Source organism: Hydrosulfovibrio ferrireducens, assembly GCF_046883345.1.
In the GTDB taxonomy this organism is placed as follows: Bacteria; Desulfobacterota; Desulfobulbia; order Desulfobulbales; family Desulfurivibrionaceae; genus Thiovibrio; species Thiovibrio ferrireducens.
The window spans coordinates 21,338-35,740 of sequence record NZ_JALKCW010000009.1 but is presented as its reverse complement, the minus strand read 5'-3'; the positions used below and the strand labels follow the sequence as shown (position 1 = coordinate 35,740).

Below are 14,403 nucleotides of genomic sequence, written 5' to 3'. Positions count from 1 at the left end.
GGTATATAATGGGTTTATAATCCGATCTTCATCGGAAGACGCATTGAATTCAAAGGTAAGGAACAGAGCATGAAACTCACAGGAGCACAGGCCTTCATCAAGTGCCTGGAAGAACATGGCGTTGAGGTTATCTTCGGCTATCCCGGCGGGGCACTCATCGATGTCTATGACGAGTTGATGAAGAATGACAAGGTCCATCACGTTTTGACCCGGCATGAGCAGGCCGCAGTCCATGCCGCCGATGCGTACGGGCGGGTGAAGGGCGAGGTCGGCGTTGCCCTGGTGACCTCCGGGCCCGGCGCCACCAATGCGGTTACCGGAATTGCTTCGGCCTACATGGACTCGATTCCCCTGGTGGTTTTCACCGGGCAGGTGCCGACCAAGCTGATTGGCAACGATGCCTTTCAGGAGGTCGATATTGTCGGGATTACCCGGCCGATCACCAAGCATAACTATCTGGTGAAAGACGCCGAGGAACTGGTTCCCATTATCCGGGAGGCCTTCCATCTGGCCAAGACCGGCCGCCCCGGCCCTGTGCTCGTTGACCTGCCCAAGGATGTATTGGCCACCCGGATCACCTATCCCGAGGTTAAGCCCATCACCATGCGGACGTACAAGCCGACCTATGAGCCGCATCCCGGTCAGGTCGAAAAGGCCTGCCAGGCAATGCTCAAAGCGAAAAAGCCGGTGATCTACGCAGGCGGCGGAGTCATCCTTTCCAATTCCAATGAGGAGCTGACCGAGCTTGCCAGGAGACTGGACTGCCCCGTCACCATGACCCTGATGGGCTTGGGCGGCTTTCCTGGGACGGATCCTTTGTCCATGGGCATGCTGGGCATGCATGGGACTTACTATGCCAATATGGCCGTGGCCAACTGCGACCTGCTGATTGCGGTCGGCGCCCGTTTCGACGACCGGGTCACCGGCCGGGTGGACGCCTTTGCCCCCCACGCCGAGATCATCCACATTGATGTCGATCCTTCCTCCATCAGCAAAAATGTCCGGGTGGATATCCCCATTGTGGCCGACTGCAAGCACGCGCTTGTTGCCATCAATGCCTGGTTTGCCCGGAGCAAGGATTTCAATGCCAAGGAGTGCGCGGAAAAACATCGCTCCTGGCATGAGCAGATCCGGGAGTGGAAGAATAAGCATCCCCTGGGCTATGTCGAGGAAACCGATATCATCAAGCCCCAGTTTGTTATCCAGAAGCTGCATGAACTGACCGGCGGCGATGCGATCATCACCACCGAGGTCGGCCAGCATCAGATGTGGACCGCCCAGTTCTATCATTTCAACAAGCCTCGCCAGTGGGCCACCTCCGGTGGGCTTGGTGTCATGGGCTATGGCTTTCCCGCCGCCATCGGCGCGCAAATGGCAGCGCCGGACAAGGTGGTTATCGATATCGCCGGCGACGGTTCCATCCAGATGAACATTCAGGAACTGGCCACCTGCAGGCAGGAAAAACTGCCGGTCAAGGTAGCCATCCTGAATAATGGCTACCTGGGCATGGTTCGCCAGTGGCAGGAGCTGTTTTACAACAAGCAATACTCCTCCACGGTCATGGAAGTCGCGCCGGATTTTGTCAAGGTGGCCGAGGCCTATGGCGCGGTGGGACTGCGGGCGACCAAGCCCAGCGAGGTCGAGCCGGTTATCCGGGAGGCCTTGAAGATTAATAATACTGTGTTCATGGACTTTGTCATTGCCAGGGAAGAAGGTGTGTACCCCATGGTTCCTGCCGGTAAGGCCACAACAGAGATGCTGCTGGTTTAGGGGTTGCTGATCTGGGGCCGTCTTCTTTGCTTACAAGGGTAACTTAAGGATAGCGCGATGAAACATACCATTTCCGTACTGTTGCAAAATAAACCTGGAGTTTTGTCCCGAGTCACCGGCCTTTTCAGTGGCAGGGGCTTCAACATTGAGAGCCTGTCCGTGGCCCAGACCCTTGAGCCGGATGTTTCCTGCTTGACCCTGGTGACCTCCGGCGAGGATACCATCATTGAGCAGATCACCAAGCAGCTCCACAAGCTCATCGACGTTATCAAGGTCACCGATATGTGTGAGCATGATAATGTGGAGCGGGAGATGGCCCTGATCCGGGTAAAGGCCGAGGCGCACACCCGAGCCGAGGTGTTGCGGATAATCGACATCTTCCGCGGCAAGGTCATTGACGTCGGGCCGAAGAGCTATGTGGTGGAGGTTACCGGCAAGGCAAGCAAGCTCCAGGCGGTGATTGATATCCTGCGCCCCATCGGCATCCAGGAGATTGTCCGTTCCGGCACCATTGCCATGACCAGGGCGCAAAAGTCGTAACCGGTTCCGGTCAGCCAGGGTTTACAGGTGAACTGACAGGCTGTGATCGCGGCCTGTCAGTTCATTTTTATATGGACCGAAACGATCCGGGCCTCAAGAAACCATTTTGCAGCGAGACAGGAAACCCATGAAAAAACCACAAGTTCCTGTGGCCCTTGAAGGATATCCGTTCATCGGTTTTGCGGCCTTGACCACCCTGGTCCTTGCCATTCTGGACTATGATTGCAGCGCCTTGCTGGCCTTGTTCACCACGGCCTTTGTCCTCTATTTTTTCCGGGATCCGGACCGGGTAATCCCGGAGGATGAGGATGTGCTGGTTTCACCGGCGGACGGCAAGGTTATCCTCATCGAGAAGGTGTTTGACGACAGGTTCGTAAAGGAGCATGTCTATAAAGTGAGCATCTTCATGAATGTCTTTAATGTGCATGTGAACAGGGCGCCCTGTCCCGGCACCGTGACCCAGGTGCAGTATTCCCCGGGCATGTTTTTTTCGGCCAATACCGAGCGCGGGGCCTTGGAAAATGAGGCCTGCGCTCTGACCCTTGAAACCCGGAGCAATCGCAAGATTGCGGTGGTGCAGGTGGCAGGTCTCATTGCCCGGCGGATTGTCTGTTGGGCGGGCAAGGGGGACCGGTTGATGCGCGGAGAGCGTTTCGGCCTGATTCGTTTGGGTTCCCGGGTCGACCTCTATCTTCCGCAGCAGACTCAACTGGAGGTCTCGGTGGGTCAGAAAGTACGGGCCGGCGAGACGATTCTCGGCTATCTCCCTTGATACTCCTATGCAGAAAGGCATTTTTTCAATATACTACCCAGGGTAAGCGTGCGGACATGGCGCGGTTTGTAATTATAATCGGGAGGAAAAGGACATGAACAGGCACCATGAAGCCGAAGATGTAATTTCCTCAAAGGGGAAAATCTGTCTGTTGCCCAGTGTTATCACCACGGCAAGCCTGTTCAGCGGGTTTTACGCTATTGTTGCCGCGATCAACGGCCAATATTTTCATGCCGCCGTGGCGATTATTATTTCCGCGGTTTTTGACGGCTTGGATGGCAGGGTTGCCCGTCTTACCGGGACGACCAGCAAATTCGGCATGGAGTATGATTCCCTGTGCGATCTGGTGGCCTTTGGCGTGGCCCCGGCGCTTTTGGCCTACGAGTGGGTGCTGCGGCCCTACGGCCGGTATGGTTGGCTGGCGGCCTTTCTCTATGTGGCGACCACCGCCTTGCGCCTGGCCCGTTTCAACAGCCAGGACACCACTTCGACCAAGAACGAATTTACGGGGTTGCCGTGTCCCGCCGCCGGAGGGATGATCGCCGCATCCGTACTGTTTTGCAGTTTCTTTGAGTTCAGCGGCACCTTGAGAAATTTCATGGTGTTGGTAACCGTTTACGGACTTTCCTATCTCATGGTCAGTTCCGTGAAATATCAGAGCTTTAAGCATGCGGAAGCCGATCGGGTCAAGAAATTTCAGGTTCTGGTTGGGTTGGTTGTTCTCATCATGATTCTGGCTGCGGAACCACAGGTTACCCTTTTTGTTTTGGGAGCGGCCTACGTTCTATCCGGACCGCTGGCGGCGGGGTATCGTTTGGTGGTGAAGGGCAGGAAGCCTGCCGAAAAAGAACAGGAACCTTCGGTATAAGCTCGATTGCAGGCGGCATTCTTCTTCCGCTGCCCGAGCTGAGAGGAGTGACGAAGCGATGGCTGATAAAATAATTATTTTCGACACCACCTTGCGTGATGGCGAGCAGTCGCCCGGCGCAAGCATGAATATGCAGGAAAAATTCCGCCTGGCCCAGCAGTTGGTCAAGCTGAAGGTGGATGTGATCGAGGCCGGGTTTCCCGTGGCCTCGCCCGGGGATTTCGAGTGCGTGCGCAATATCGCCGAGCATGTCCGGGGTGCGCAGATCGCGGCTCTTGCCCGTTGCAACGTCAAGGATATCGACCGGGCCTGGGAAGCGCTCAAGGCCGGGGAAAACCCCAGGATCCACACCTTCCTGGCCACCTCGGACATCCATCTCAAGCACAAGCTGAAGATGAGCCGCGAGCAGGTGCTGGAACTGGCCGTGGCCTCGGTGAAGCATGCCGCCAAATACACGAGCAACGTGGAGTTTTCCGCTGAGGATGCCTCGCGCAGCGACCTTGATTTTGTCTGCAAGGTTTTCAGCGCGGTGATCGAAGCCGGGGCCACGACCCTGAATTTCCCGGATACCACCGGCTATGCCCTGCCCGATGAGTTCGGCCGCAAGATCGGCTATCTCATCGAGCACATCCCCAATATCCACAAGGCTGTCCTCAGTGTGCATTGCCATAACGATCTGGGCTTAGCCGTGGCCAATTCGCTGGCCGCCATCAACCATGGCGCGCGGCAGGTGGAGTCCACCATCAACGGTCTCGGGGAAAGGGCGGGCAACACGGCCATGGAAGAGCTGGTCATGGTCATCCGCACCCGCGCCGACCAGATGCAGGTCCATACCGATATCGTCACCGAGCACATCTATCCCACCAGCCGGCTGGTCTCCACCATCACCGGCATGGCGGTGCAGGCCAACAAGGCCATTGTTGGGGCCAATGCCTTTGCCCACGAGTCTGGAATCCACCAGGACGGGGTGCTCAAGGAGCGGACCACCTACGAGATCATGAATCCGGCGGATATTGGGATCTCCACCGGCAACATCGTGCTCGGCAAGCATTCAGGACGGCATGCCCTGAAGGATCGCATTGCGGCCATGGGATACAGCCTCAAGGACGATGAGCTGGACCGGGTTTTTCTCAGGTTCAAGGAGGTGGCCGATGTCAAGAAGGATATGTTTGACGAGGATCTGGAAGCCATCCTCATGGATGAGGTGCTGCGGATCACCGAAACCTTCTCCCTGGTGCATCTGGGGGCGATGAGCGGCAACAAGAGCCTGCCCACCGCGGCGGTGCGGCTGCTCATCGACGGCAAGGAACAGGAGAAGGCCTGCATCGGCATCGGTCCCATTGACGCCTGTTTTCGAGCCATTGCCGACCTGACCCAGACCAAGAGCAAGCTCCTCTATTTTTCGGTGAGCTCCATCTCAGGCGGCACCGATGCCCAGGGCGAGGTGCTGGTCCGCATCGAGGACGAGGGCAAGGTCGTGGTGGGACAGGGGGCGGACCCGGATATCATCACCGCCGCGGCCAAGGCCTATCTCAATGGCCTGAACCGGCTGGTGTTTTTAAAAAGGGAAACCATGCGGCAGGGAAACTAACCCGTTGGGTGTGTGTTGTTTGTAACCTGCTGATATTTTTTAATTGCCGGGTGATCCCCGGCTGCTGTCTGTAAGGGATTGTACACAATGACTGCTGCAAAAAAGAAATTCAATGTTGCTGTTGCCGGCGCCACCGGTGCTGTGGGCGGCGCCATGCTCGATGTCTTGGCGCGCAGGGATTTTCCCCTGGACGAACTGCGCTTGCTTGCCTCGGAGCGGTCCGTGGGCAAAACCCTTACCTTCAAGGGCAAGGAGATTCCGGTTCAGCTTTTGAGCAAGGATGCCTTTGCCGGGATCGATATTGCCCTTTTTTCCGCGGGCGCTACCCGGTCTTTTGATTTTGCTCCGGCTGCCGCGGCGGCAGGGGCCGTGGTTGTCGACAACTCCAGCGCCTACCGCATGGATCCGGAGATCCCCCTGGTGGTGCCCGAGGTGAATCCCCATGCCATTGCCCAGTATAAAAAACGGGGCATCATCGCCAACCCGAACTGTTCCACGATCCAGATGCTGGTGGCCTTGAAGCCCATCCACGACAAGGTGCGGATCAAACGCATCGTGGTTTCCACCTACCAGGCGGTTTCCGGTACCGGGGCCAAGGCCATCGAGGAACTCCAGCAGCAGATCCAGGATTATGCGGCGGGCAAGCCCATGACCCATAGCGTGTACCCGCACCAGATCGCCTTCAACTGCCTGCCCCAGATCGACAGCTTCCTAGAGAACGGCTACACCAAGGAAGAGATGAAGATGGTCAACGAAACCCGCAAGATGTTTGAAGACCCGACCATCGGCGTTACCGCCACCACGGTGCGGGTTCCGGTTTTCTACGGCCATTCCGAGTCGGTCAATATCGAGACCGAAAAGAAGATCACCGCGGCGGAGGTCAAGGCCCTGCTGAAAAATGCCCCGGGTGTAAAGCTGGTGGATGAGCCGACCCTGGGCCAGTACCCCATGGCCGTTGATTGCGCCGGCAAGTTCGAGACCCTGGTGGGCCGTATCCGGGAGGATGAGTCCATTGCCAACGGGATCAACCTCTGGGTGGTGTCCGACAATATCCTCAAGGGCGCTGCGCTCAACGCGGTGCAGATCGCCGAGGTCCTTATCCGGGATTATCTGTAATGGTCGGCATCGCCTGCGGCGCGATGCCAACAGTGGTCATGGATTCAACCTTGCACGCTTGCCGGACCTGTGACCTTTTTCCTTTGCATGGGAGACCGGCATAATTGCGGATCATCAGCGGCAGCGCCCGCGGGCGCAAGCTGCTGGCGCCGGGCCAGCGTTTCGGCGATGCTGTCCGCCCCACCTCCGACCGGGCCAGGGAGGCGATTTTCAGCATCCTCGCCGCCAAGGTTGCGGGCGCCCGGGTGGTGGATCTTTTTGCCGGCACCGGCGCCTTGGGGCTTGAGGCCTTGAGCCGGGGCGCGGTGTCGGCTGTTTTTGTCGATGCGCAGCGTTCCGTTGTCGATCTGATCGAAAAAAATATCGCGCTCTGCGGATTCGGCGAACGCGCCACGGTGCTGCAAAAGGATCTGGCCAGGGGGCTTGCCTTTTTGGCGCCGCTCAAGCCGGTCGGCGGATTCGACCTGGTCTTTCTCGACCCGCCCTACTCAGGCACGCTTGCCCAGCGGGTGCTTGCGTCGTTGGCGGAAGGAAATTTTCTCGGGGCCGAGGGGATTGTTGTTCTCGAAGATGCGGCTGCGGCGCAATATCCCCAAACCGTTGGTCCGCTCACCTGTTTTGACCAACGCCGTTACGGAGAAGCCGGGTTCTGGCTCTACCAACACACGTGAGGCAGGGTGCAATGACTGACTATGAACCGTTCGTCTCGGAAGCCACATCCGAATCGGTTGCCGTGTATCCAGGCACCTTTGATCCCATAACCAACGGGCATCTCGACATCATCCACCGGGGGTTGAACCTGTTTGACCGGATCATCATTGCCGTTGCCAGCAATCCCGCCAAGCAGCCGCTTTTCCCTCTGGATGAACGGCGCAGGATGATTGAGGATTGTTTTTCCGCGGCGGAAACCCGGATCGAGGTTGTGGATGTTTCCGGGCTTCTCGTTGATTTTGCCTACAAGCGAGGGGCCAAGGCGATTATCCGCGGCTTGCGGGCCGTGTCGGATTTTGACTACGAGTTCCAGCTTGCCCTGATGAACCGCAGGATCGAGCGGGAGGTGGAAACGGTTTTTTTGATGACCGGCTTCCGCTGGATATTTATCAGTTCCAGCATCATCAAGGACGCAGCCAGGCATGGCGGGGATGTGAGCGGCCTGGTGCCGGACCATGTCTGCGAGAAATTGCGGGCGCGGTACCTGCAGCCATGATGGAGAGCAGCACTTACGGGATACTCCTCCATGGCTGATCTGGAGCAACGAGCAAAACCCCTGACCCGGCGGATATTTCTGATTGGTTCCTGGTCCTGGCTGCGCTGGGGCGCCGGCGCCCTGCTGTTGTATCCGGTTTTCCGCTTTCTCGGTTACCGCGCCCCCAAGCAACCACGGGTGGTGAAAGTGAACAAGGTGGTGCCTCTGGCTGGGTTTGTCCTGGAGCATGACTTCATCCTCTTCGTCGGACAAGCCGGGCCTTGGGCCGTGTCGCGGAAATGCACTCATCTGGGTTGCCGGCTTAACTACCAGGAAAAGGAAGGGGTTTTGGTCTGCCCCTGTCATCATAGCCGATTCAACAAGGAAGGCGTCCGGCTCAGCGGCCCGGCCAAAAAAAATCTTCCCCGTTTTCAGGTGGCGGCCATGCAGGAGGGCCAAGACGGCAAAGGGTACCTTGTTACCTATTAAGGGTATGGATATCCGGACGTTTATCGTCGAGACGAAATGGGGGGGCATGAGCCTGGTCTCCCTCTATCTCTCTGTCCTCTCCGGGATGGCGCTCGCCCTCCAGTACGACCCGGCCACGCCGTTTTTTTCCGCCAGCTCCCTTGACCTGCTGGCCCCTTTCGGTCAATTCTTTCGGGCCTGCCATTTTTATTCCAGCCAGTTGTTTTTTCTCTTCTCCCTCTGTCATCTCGCGGCGATCATCCTGGCAAAGGCCGATCGGCAACTGCGCTTCGGCAAATGGCTTCTGCTGGTCGGTTCCGTCCTTGCCGCGCTGTTGCTGCTTTTTACCGGCTATGTCCTGCGGGCGGATGCAACCGGCGAAGCTGCGGGTGTCATTGCCGAAAATATCACCTTGTCCATTCCCTATCTGGGCGCGATGCTGAATTCGCTGCTTTTTGCCTTCGAGGCCGAGGGCATGAAGCGGGTGTATGCCAATCATCTTATTGGTTTGGGGCTTGTCTGGGGAATCTGCTGCTGGGATCATCTGCGCCGCTACCGGGTGGGCTTTGCTCAGCATAGCCTGTTGCTGTTTGCCACGGTTGGGGTCAGTCTTTTCCTGGCGGCGCCCATGGAGCCGGCCCGTCTCGGGCTCTTCCATATCCAGGGGCCTTGGTTTTTGCTCGGTTTGCAGGAGCTGTTGCGCTACGTCGAGCCTTTCTGGGCCGGGGTGATCTTTCCGAGTACCCTGGTCGTCGCCCTGGTCTGCGTGGGGGCGGAGGAGCCCTGGCGGAGGAGATCGTTGCTGTACATCGCAGGCTGGCTGGCCGTCTATCTTATCCTGTCCGTCATTGCCGCCTTACGATAGTGAAAGGCGATGCATGGAAGATGAAAAATTGAACGAATACAGACGTCCCGCTCTTTATTTTTCACCATGCATTTTTCATGTTTTTTAGGGCAGGGGCAGGCTGACGGAAAAAAGAGTGGCTTGGGGATGGGCATCGCGCAGGGAAATCGTGCCGCCATGGCTGTGCACGATCTGGCGGACAATGGCCAGGCCAAGCCCGGTTCCTGTTTCGCGGGTGGTGAAGAAAGGCTCGAATATTCTTTCCCGAAGATCTTCCGGGATGCCGATGCCGTTGTCAATGACCTCCAGAACAATGGCGTTTTCGGATTGTTCCTCGGCGCGAAGCAGTATCCTTCCATTCTCCATGGTACGGCAGGCATTGGCGCTGTTGGCAACGAGGTTGAGAAGCACCTGTCTGATCAGTTGCGGATCTCCCCAGCCGTTGAGATCGGAGGGGATTTCCAGGTCAAGGCGCAAGGCGGAGTTCCAATCCGGGTTTTGCCCCAGTGTTTCCAGGGCCTCCCGCGCCAGGGCGAGCACGGAGAACCATTCTTTTTCCGGGTTGACCGGCTTGGAAAAGACGAGAAAGTCGCGGATTGTTGCATCCAGCCGGTCTGATTCCCGCATGATGATGTCAAACAGCCTTTTGTTGATGGATTCGTCCCGGGTTTCCCTTTCCAGCAGTTGCACGGCTCCGGAGATGGCCGCCAGGGGGTTCCTGAGTTCATGGGCAATCCCTGCGGCCATTTCGCCGATGGTCGCCATTTTTTCGGCCTGCTGCACCTGGGCCTCCATCTTTTTTATCTGACTGAGATCCTGCAAGGTAAAGACATAGCCGTTTTCGGTATCTTCCGGGGCGTTGAGCCTGGCGCAGGAATATCCCACCGGGATCGTTTCCCCGTCTCTTCGGGGGAGGGCGGTCATCTGCCGTCGTTCGTCGTCGCGCAGGGGGATTTCCAGGCCGGAAAATATCTGGGAAAGATTTCGGCCGAGGATCTCGCCTGGCCTGTAGCCGGTGATGAGTTCCGCCGCCCGGTTGAAGGAGGTAACCCGACTGTCGGCGTCAACGGTGATAATGCCGGTATTGATGTCGTCAAAGATCTGCTTGTAGAGAAAGGAGAGCCGGTCGTAATCGCTTGCGGTCTGAAACAGCTCGGCTTCGGTTCTTTGCAGCCTGGTGGAGAGCATTGAGCTCAAAATGGCAACCAGGAAAAAGGTGAGGCTGTAAATGGCAAAGTAATGGAGGAGCATCTGGAAACTGCTCAGGTGGCTGGGGTAGGTTTGGACAAACCGGGAGGCATAGCCGCCGTATTCGACAACGAGTTGGGAGCCGAACAGCAGGGTGCTCAGCGCGGCGAAGAGCAGGCTTCCCGGCCGGAAAAGCATGAAGGCCCCCATGACGATGGGGAAAAAATATACCACCGTGAAAACGGACTGGCTGCCGCCGGTGGAAAAAACCAGGAGGGTCACCAGGAGGGTGTCAAGGGTGATCTGCATATAGCCGAAGCGGGAATAGCATTGGATTATCCTCACCATCAGGGCGGAGAGGATGGTGAAGACATAGAGCCCGGCAATGAAATAGGCAAGGTAGTGCAGGGGGGGAAGAAAGATGGAAGGCGCCTTTGTCTGGAGCAGGACGCTGATCCCCAGCATCAGGGAAAGAAAAAGCACCCGGAAAAAGAGCAGCCACTGAATCTGTTTCTTAAGGTGATCATTGGCGGCAGGTGAGCCGGTATGGGGGCAGAGGGCGGCAAGTATCATATGACCTTGTGGGAATGAAAAGATGGAAGCAAAGGCTTGCCTGTAATTTTTCGGGGCAGAGCTCAGATATTATATTTTTTCGCCTTGTAGCGGAAGGAGCGGAAGCTCATTTTTAAAAGATCCGCCGCTTTCATCCTGGAATTTCCGGTTCTGGCCAGGGCAGTTTGTATCAGTCGTTTTTCAATCTCGGTGATGTACTGCTCAAGCCCGAGATCAAAGGCGCTTTCTTCCGCGGCTTCGGAGGCCTTTTCGCCGAGTGTTGCAGCGCCGGGGGAGCGGCCAAGCCGATGCCCCGACAGGGTGAGGCTCTCCGGCAGGATGATATTGGAGGATTCAAGGGCGACTCCCCGCTCGACGATATTCTCCAGCTCGCGAACATTGCCCGGGAAATCATAGTCCATCAGGACCTTCAGGGCATAGGAGGAGATCTGCTGCACCTCCTTGCCGAACAGGGCCGAGTACTTCTTCAGGAAATGATCGACCAAAAGCGGCACATCCCCCTTGCGTTCGCGCAGCGGGGGCATGCGGATGGGGACAACGGCCAGACGGTAGAAAAGATCCTCCCGGAAGCGGCCGGCCATGACCTCCTCTTCCAGGTTCTTGTTGGTGGCGGAGATGATCCGCACCTTGACCTTGATGGTCTCGGTGCCGCCGACTTTCTTGAATTCCCTTTCCTGCAAGACCCGCAGAAGCTTGGTCTGGATAAGCGGGGAGAGTTCGCCGATCTCATCGAGAAAGGCGCTGCCGTTGTTGGCCAGTTCGAACAGGCCGGTCTTGTTGGCGATCGCGCCGGTGAACGATCCCTTGGCGTGGCCGAACAATTCCGATTCGATGAGATTTTCCGGGATGGCGCTGCAGGTGATGGGAACAAAGGCGTTTGCCGCGACATTGCTGTGCTGGTGAATGGCCTGGGCCACCAGTTCCTTGCCGGTTCCGGATTCGCCATAGATCAGGACGTTGGCCTGGGTCGGACCGATGCGCTGGATCAGGTCGTAGATCTTGAGCATCTCGGGGCTGTTGCCGATGATTCCGGCAAAAGAATCGCGGTCCTTGACCGGAGGTTTCTCCTGTCTGCTACCCAGGGCGGCCTTGATAACAGAGAGGATGTCATCCACCTTGAAGGGCTTGGTGATGTAGTCGTAAGCGCCGTTTTTCATGGCCAGCACCGCATCCTCCGGCGAGGCGTAGGCGGTGATCAGCACAACCGGGATGGAGAGGTCTTGTTGCTTGACGTTTTCCAGGAGGCCAAGCCCGCTGAGGTCCGGCATGCGAATGTCCGAGACGATCAGGTCAAAGTGGCGCTGCCGCAGAAGGGTGAGGGCTTCCGCGCCGCTTGCCGCGGCATGGGCGCCATACCCGTTTTTATTCAGGAGAATGACAAGAAACTCCCGCATGCTGGGTTCATCGTCAACAACAAGTATCTTGGCTGTCTCGGCCATGGTTTTCGCTCAAGGCTGGAGGTCGTATTCCGAGGAGGTGCATCGAGGTTATCTTAACAGAAAATCCCGACCCTGGAATAACAAACTTGGGAGCACAAAAAAAAGGCATCCGTACCGAAGTACGGATGCCTTTCACTGCCTGTGGCAGGAACTAGCGAGCGCAGGGATCAGTGATCCTGGGCAGCGCCCGCACCCATCGGAACCCGAATGTCTTCGACCAGATGCTGAATGTGCTCGGGCGGTGCCTTGGTGACGCTTGAAACAGCGAAGGCGACGGCAAAGTTGATCAGCGCGCCCACCGCGCCAAAAGAGCCGGGGGAGATGCCGAACAGCCAGTTCGCCGCATTGTCCGGGGCCATGGCGGTTGAAGCGATAAACATGAACCCTTTGAACCAAAAGATGTAGAGCAGGGTGGAGCCAAGACCGGCAAGCATGCCGCAGATGGCGCCGGCACTGTTCATCCGCTTGACAAAGATCCCCATCATGATGGCGGGGAAAATTGACGAGGCGGCAAGCCCAAAGGCCAGGGCCACAACCTGGGCGGCAAAGCCCGGAGGATTGAGACCGAGGTAGCCGGCCAGGAGGATGGCGCCGCCCATGGCGATGCGGCCGTAGAGCAGCTCGGTCTTGTCGTCGATGTTCTTGGCCAGCATGCTTTTCAGCAGGTCATGGGAGATGGAGGAAGAGATGGCCAGCAGCAGGCCCGCGGCGGTGGAAAGGGCCGCGGCGATGCCGCCGGCCGCCACCAGGGCGATGACCCAGTTGGGCAGCCTGGCGATCTCGGGGTTGGCGAGCACCATGATGTCGTTGTCAACCTTGGTCATCTCGTTGCCCTTCCAGCCAAAACCGGCGAATTTGCTTTCGGCGTGCTTGGCGGCAGCTTCATCAACCTTGGTTTGGGCGGCGGTCACGTCGCCGCCTTCTTTCAGAGCTTTGGCCAGGCCGGCTTCCGCTGCACTCAGGCCGTTGTCGCTGTAGTACTGGATCTTGCCGTCGCCGTTTTTGTCTTCAAAGCCAAGCAGGCCGGTTTTTTCCCAGTTGTGCATCCATTGCGGCCGGGCATCCATGGCCAGGTTCCCTTCCGGGGCGCCAATCTCGCCGGTCTGCACCGTGTTCATCAGGTTGAGGCGGGCCATGGCCCCAACCGCCGGGGCGGTGGTGTAGAGGATGGCGATGAAAACCAGGGCCCAACCAGCGGAAGAACGGGCGTCTTTCACCTTGGGCACGGTGAAGAAGCGGGTGATGACATGGGGCAGGCCCGCGGTGCCGATCATGAGCGACATGGTCAGCAGGAAGATATCCAGCGTGCTTCCTTTTTGTGAGGTATAGGCGGTGAAGCCGAGATCAACCACCACCTTGTCCAGTTTGTCGAGAAGATACATCCCTTCCGTGCCGCTGAGAGTCGAACCCAGACCTATCTGAGGAATCGGATGTCCGGTGAGCTGGATGGAAATGAAGATGGCGGGGACGGTGTAGGCAAAGATCAGAACCACATACTGGGCGATCTGGGTGTAGGTGACGCCCTTCATGCCGCCGAGAACGGCATAGACAAAAACGATGGCCATGCCGACCACCAGGCCGACCTCAAAGGGCAGCTCCAAGAACCGGGAGAAGGCCACGCCGATACCCTTCATCTGGCCGATAACATAGGTCAGCGAGGCGACGATCAGGCAGATGATGGCGACCAGACGGGCCGTCTGGGAATAGAAGCGGTCGCCGATGAATTCAGGCACGGTGAATTTCCCGTACTTACGGAGATACGGGGCAAGCAGCATGGCCAGCAGGCAGTAGCCGCCGGTCCAGCCCATCAGGTAGGCGGAGGCGTCATAGCCGCCCATGGCGAGCATTCCGGCCATGGAAATGAAGGAAGCCGCGGACATCCAGTCGGCGCCGGTGGCCATGCCGTTAAGAACCGGATGGATGCCTTTGCCGGCCACGTAGAACTCGCCGGTGTTTTTGGCCCGGGACTTCAGGGCGATATAGAGGTAGAGGGCGAAGGTCGCGCCGACCACGAGGTAGGTGGTGATCATTAAATTCGACATGTTCGG

At 57.7% G+C, this 14,403-nt stretch carries 13 protein-coding genes; 10 read left to right on the top strand and 3 right to left on the bottom strand.

Annotated features, from left to right (window positions below):
• The first annotated feature begins 69 nt into the window (after nucleotides 1-69).
• The 10 genes from ilvB to MWR57_RS03160 all read left to right on the top strand — a co-directional run bounded on the left by ilvB (nucleotide 70) and on the right by MWR57_RS03160 (nucleotide 9,176).
• The gene (ilvB, locus tag MWR57_RS03205) at nucleotides 70-1,770 is read left to right on the top strand and encodes a biosynthetic-type acetolactate synthase large subunit (protein WP_423123346.1); all 1,701 of its coding nucleotides are present in this window, start codon (nucleotides 70-72) and stop codon (nucleotides 1,768-1,770) included.
• A 57-nt stretch (nucleotides 1,771-1,827) separates the two neighbouring features.
• Nucleotides 1,828-2,310 carry an acetolactate synthase small subunit gene (ilvN, locus tag MWR57_RS03200; RefSeq protein WP_423123345.1) on the top strand — a complete coding sequence of 161 codons (483 nt, stop codon included), beginning with the start codon at nucleotides 1,828-1,830 and terminating at the stop codon, nucleotides 2,308-2,310.
• A 127-nt stretch (nucleotides 2,311-2,437) separates the two neighbouring features.
• Nucleotides 2,438-3,082, top strand: coding sequence for a phosphatidylserine decarboxylase family protein (locus MWR57_RS03195; protein WP_423123344.1), 645 nt, complete (start codon nucleotides 2,438-2,440; stop codon nucleotides 3,080-3,082).
• 94 nt (nucleotides 3,083-3,176) lie between these two features.
• Nucleotides 3,177-3,950, top strand: a complete 774-nt coding sequence (pssA, locus tag MWR57_RS03190) for a CDP-diacylglycerol--serine O-phosphatidyltransferase (protein ID WP_423123343.1) — start codon at nucleotides 3,177-3,179, stop codon at nucleotides 3,948-3,950.
• Nucleotides 3,951-4,008: 58 nt separating this feature from the next.
• Nucleotides 4,009-5,541, top strand: coding sequence for a 2-isopropylmalate synthase (locus MWR57_RS03185; RefSeq protein WP_423123342.1), 1,533 nt, complete (start codon nucleotides 4,009-4,011; stop codon nucleotides 5,539-5,541).
• An 87-nt stretch (nucleotides 5,542-5,628) separates the two neighbouring features.
• On the top strand, nucleotides 5,629-6,657 hold the full coding sequence (locus MWR57_RS03180) for an aspartate-semialdehyde dehydrogenase (RefSeq protein WP_423123341.1): 1,029 nt from the start codon (nucleotides 5,629-5,631) through the stop codon (nucleotides 6,655-6,657).
• Between the two features lie 104 nt (nucleotides 6,658-6,761).
• Nucleotides 6,762-7,328 carry a 16S rRNA (guanine(966)-N(2))-methyltransferase RsmD gene (rsmD, locus tag MWR57_RS03175; RefSeq protein ID WP_423123340.1) on the top strand — a complete coding sequence of 189 codons (567 nt, stop codon included), beginning with the start codon at nucleotides 6,762-6,764 and terminating at the stop codon, nucleotides 7,326-7,328.
• Nucleotides 7,329-7,339: 11 nt separating this feature from the next.
• Entirely contained in the window at nucleotides 7,340-7,864 is a 525-nt protein-coding gene (gene coaD / locus MWR57_RS03170) for a pantetheine-phosphate adenylyltransferase (RefSeq protein ID WP_423123339.1), read from the top strand.
• 30 nt (nucleotides 7,865-7,894) lie between these two features.
• Nucleotides 7,895-8,332, top strand: coding sequence for a QcrA and Rieske domain-containing protein (locus MWR57_RS03165; protein WP_423123338.1), 438 nt, complete (start codon nucleotides 7,895-7,897; stop codon nucleotides 8,330-8,332).
• 4 nt (nucleotides 8,333-8,336) lie between these two features.
• Nucleotides 8,337-9,176 carry a cytochrome b N-terminal domain-containing protein gene (locus MWR57_RS03160; protein ID WP_423123337.1) on the top strand — a complete coding sequence of 280 codons (840 nt, stop codon included), beginning with the start codon at nucleotides 8,337-8,339 and terminating at the stop codon, nucleotides 9,174-9,176.
• Between the two features lie 84 nt (nucleotides 9,177-9,260).
• Here MWR57_RS03160 and MWR57_RS03155 read toward each other — a convergent pair whose 3' ends face one another.
• The 3 genes from MWR57_RS03155 to MWR57_RS03145 all read right to left on the bottom strand — a co-directional run bounded on the left by MWR57_RS03155 (nucleotide 9,261) and on the right by MWR57_RS03145 (nucleotide 14,397).
• Nucleotides 9,261-10,916 (bottom strand): two-component system sensor histidine kinase NtrB, encoded by a 1,656-nt coding sequence (locus tag MWR57_RS03155; RefSeq protein ID WP_423123336.1) that lies wholly within the window; start codon nucleotides 10,914-10,916, stop codon nucleotides 9,261-9,263.
• Nucleotides 10,917-10,978: 62 nt separating this feature from the next.
• Nucleotides 10,979-12,355: a sigma-54-dependent transcriptional regulator gene (locus tag MWR57_RS03150; protein ID WP_423123335.1), complete on the bottom strand. Its 1,377-nt coding sequence runs from the start codon at nucleotides 12,353-12,355 to the stop codon at nucleotides 10,979-10,981.
• Nucleotides 12,356-12,522: 167 nt separating this feature from the next.
• Nucleotides 12,523-14,397 (bottom strand): sodium:solute symporter family protein, encoded by a 1,875-nt coding sequence (locus tag MWR57_RS03145; RefSeq protein WP_423123334.1) that lies wholly within the window; start codon nucleotides 14,395-14,397, stop codon nucleotides 12,523-12,525.
• Nucleotides 14,398-14,403 lie beyond the last annotated feature (6 nt).

Coding starts and splice junctions, on each gene's coding strand:
- MWR57_RS03150 (WP_423123335.1), bottom strand. CDS start 12,355: ATGGCCGAGACAGCCAAGATACTTGTTGTTGACGATGAACCCAGCATG.
- MWR57_RS03155 (WP_423123336.1), bottom strand. CDS start 10,916: ATGATACTTGCCGCCCTCTGCCCCCATACCGGCTCACCTGCCGCCAAT.
- ilvN (WP_423123345.1), top strand. CDS start 1,828: ATGAAACATACCATTTCCGTACTGTTGCAAAATAAACCTGGAGTTTTG.
- MWR57_RS03180 (WP_423123341.1), top strand. CDS start 5,629: ATGACTGCTGCAAAAAAGAAATTCAATGTTGCTGTTGCCGGCGCCACC.
- pssA (WP_423123343.1), top strand. CDS start 3,177: ATGAACAGGCACCATGAAGCCGAAGATGTAATTTCCTCAAAGGGGAAA.
- MWR57_RS03160 (WP_423123337.1), top strand. CDS start 8,337: ATGGATATCCGGACGTTTATCGTCGAGACGAAATGGGGGGGCATGAGC.
- MWR57_RS03185 (WP_423123342.1), top strand. CDS start 4,009: ATGGCTGATAAAATAATTATTTTCGACACCACCTTGCGTGATGGCGAG.
- MWR57_RS03145 (WP_423123334.1), bottom strand. CDS start 14,397: ATGTCGAATTTAATGATCACCACCTACCTCGTGGTCGGCGCGACCTTC.
- MWR57_RS03195 (WP_423123344.1), top strand. CDS start 2,438: ATGAAAAAACCACAAGTTCCTGTGGCCCTTGAAGGATATCCGTTCATC.
- coaD (WP_423123339.1), top strand. CDS start 7,340: ATGACTGACTATGAACCGTTCGTCTCGGAAGCCACATCCGAATCGGTT.
- MWR57_RS03165 (WP_423123338.1), top strand. CDS start 7,895: ATGGCTGATCTGGAGCAACGAGCAAAACCCCTGACCCGGCGGATATTT.
- ilvB (WP_423123346.1), top strand. CDS start 70: ATGAAACTCACAGGAGCACAGGCCTTCATCAAGTGCCTGGAAGAACAT.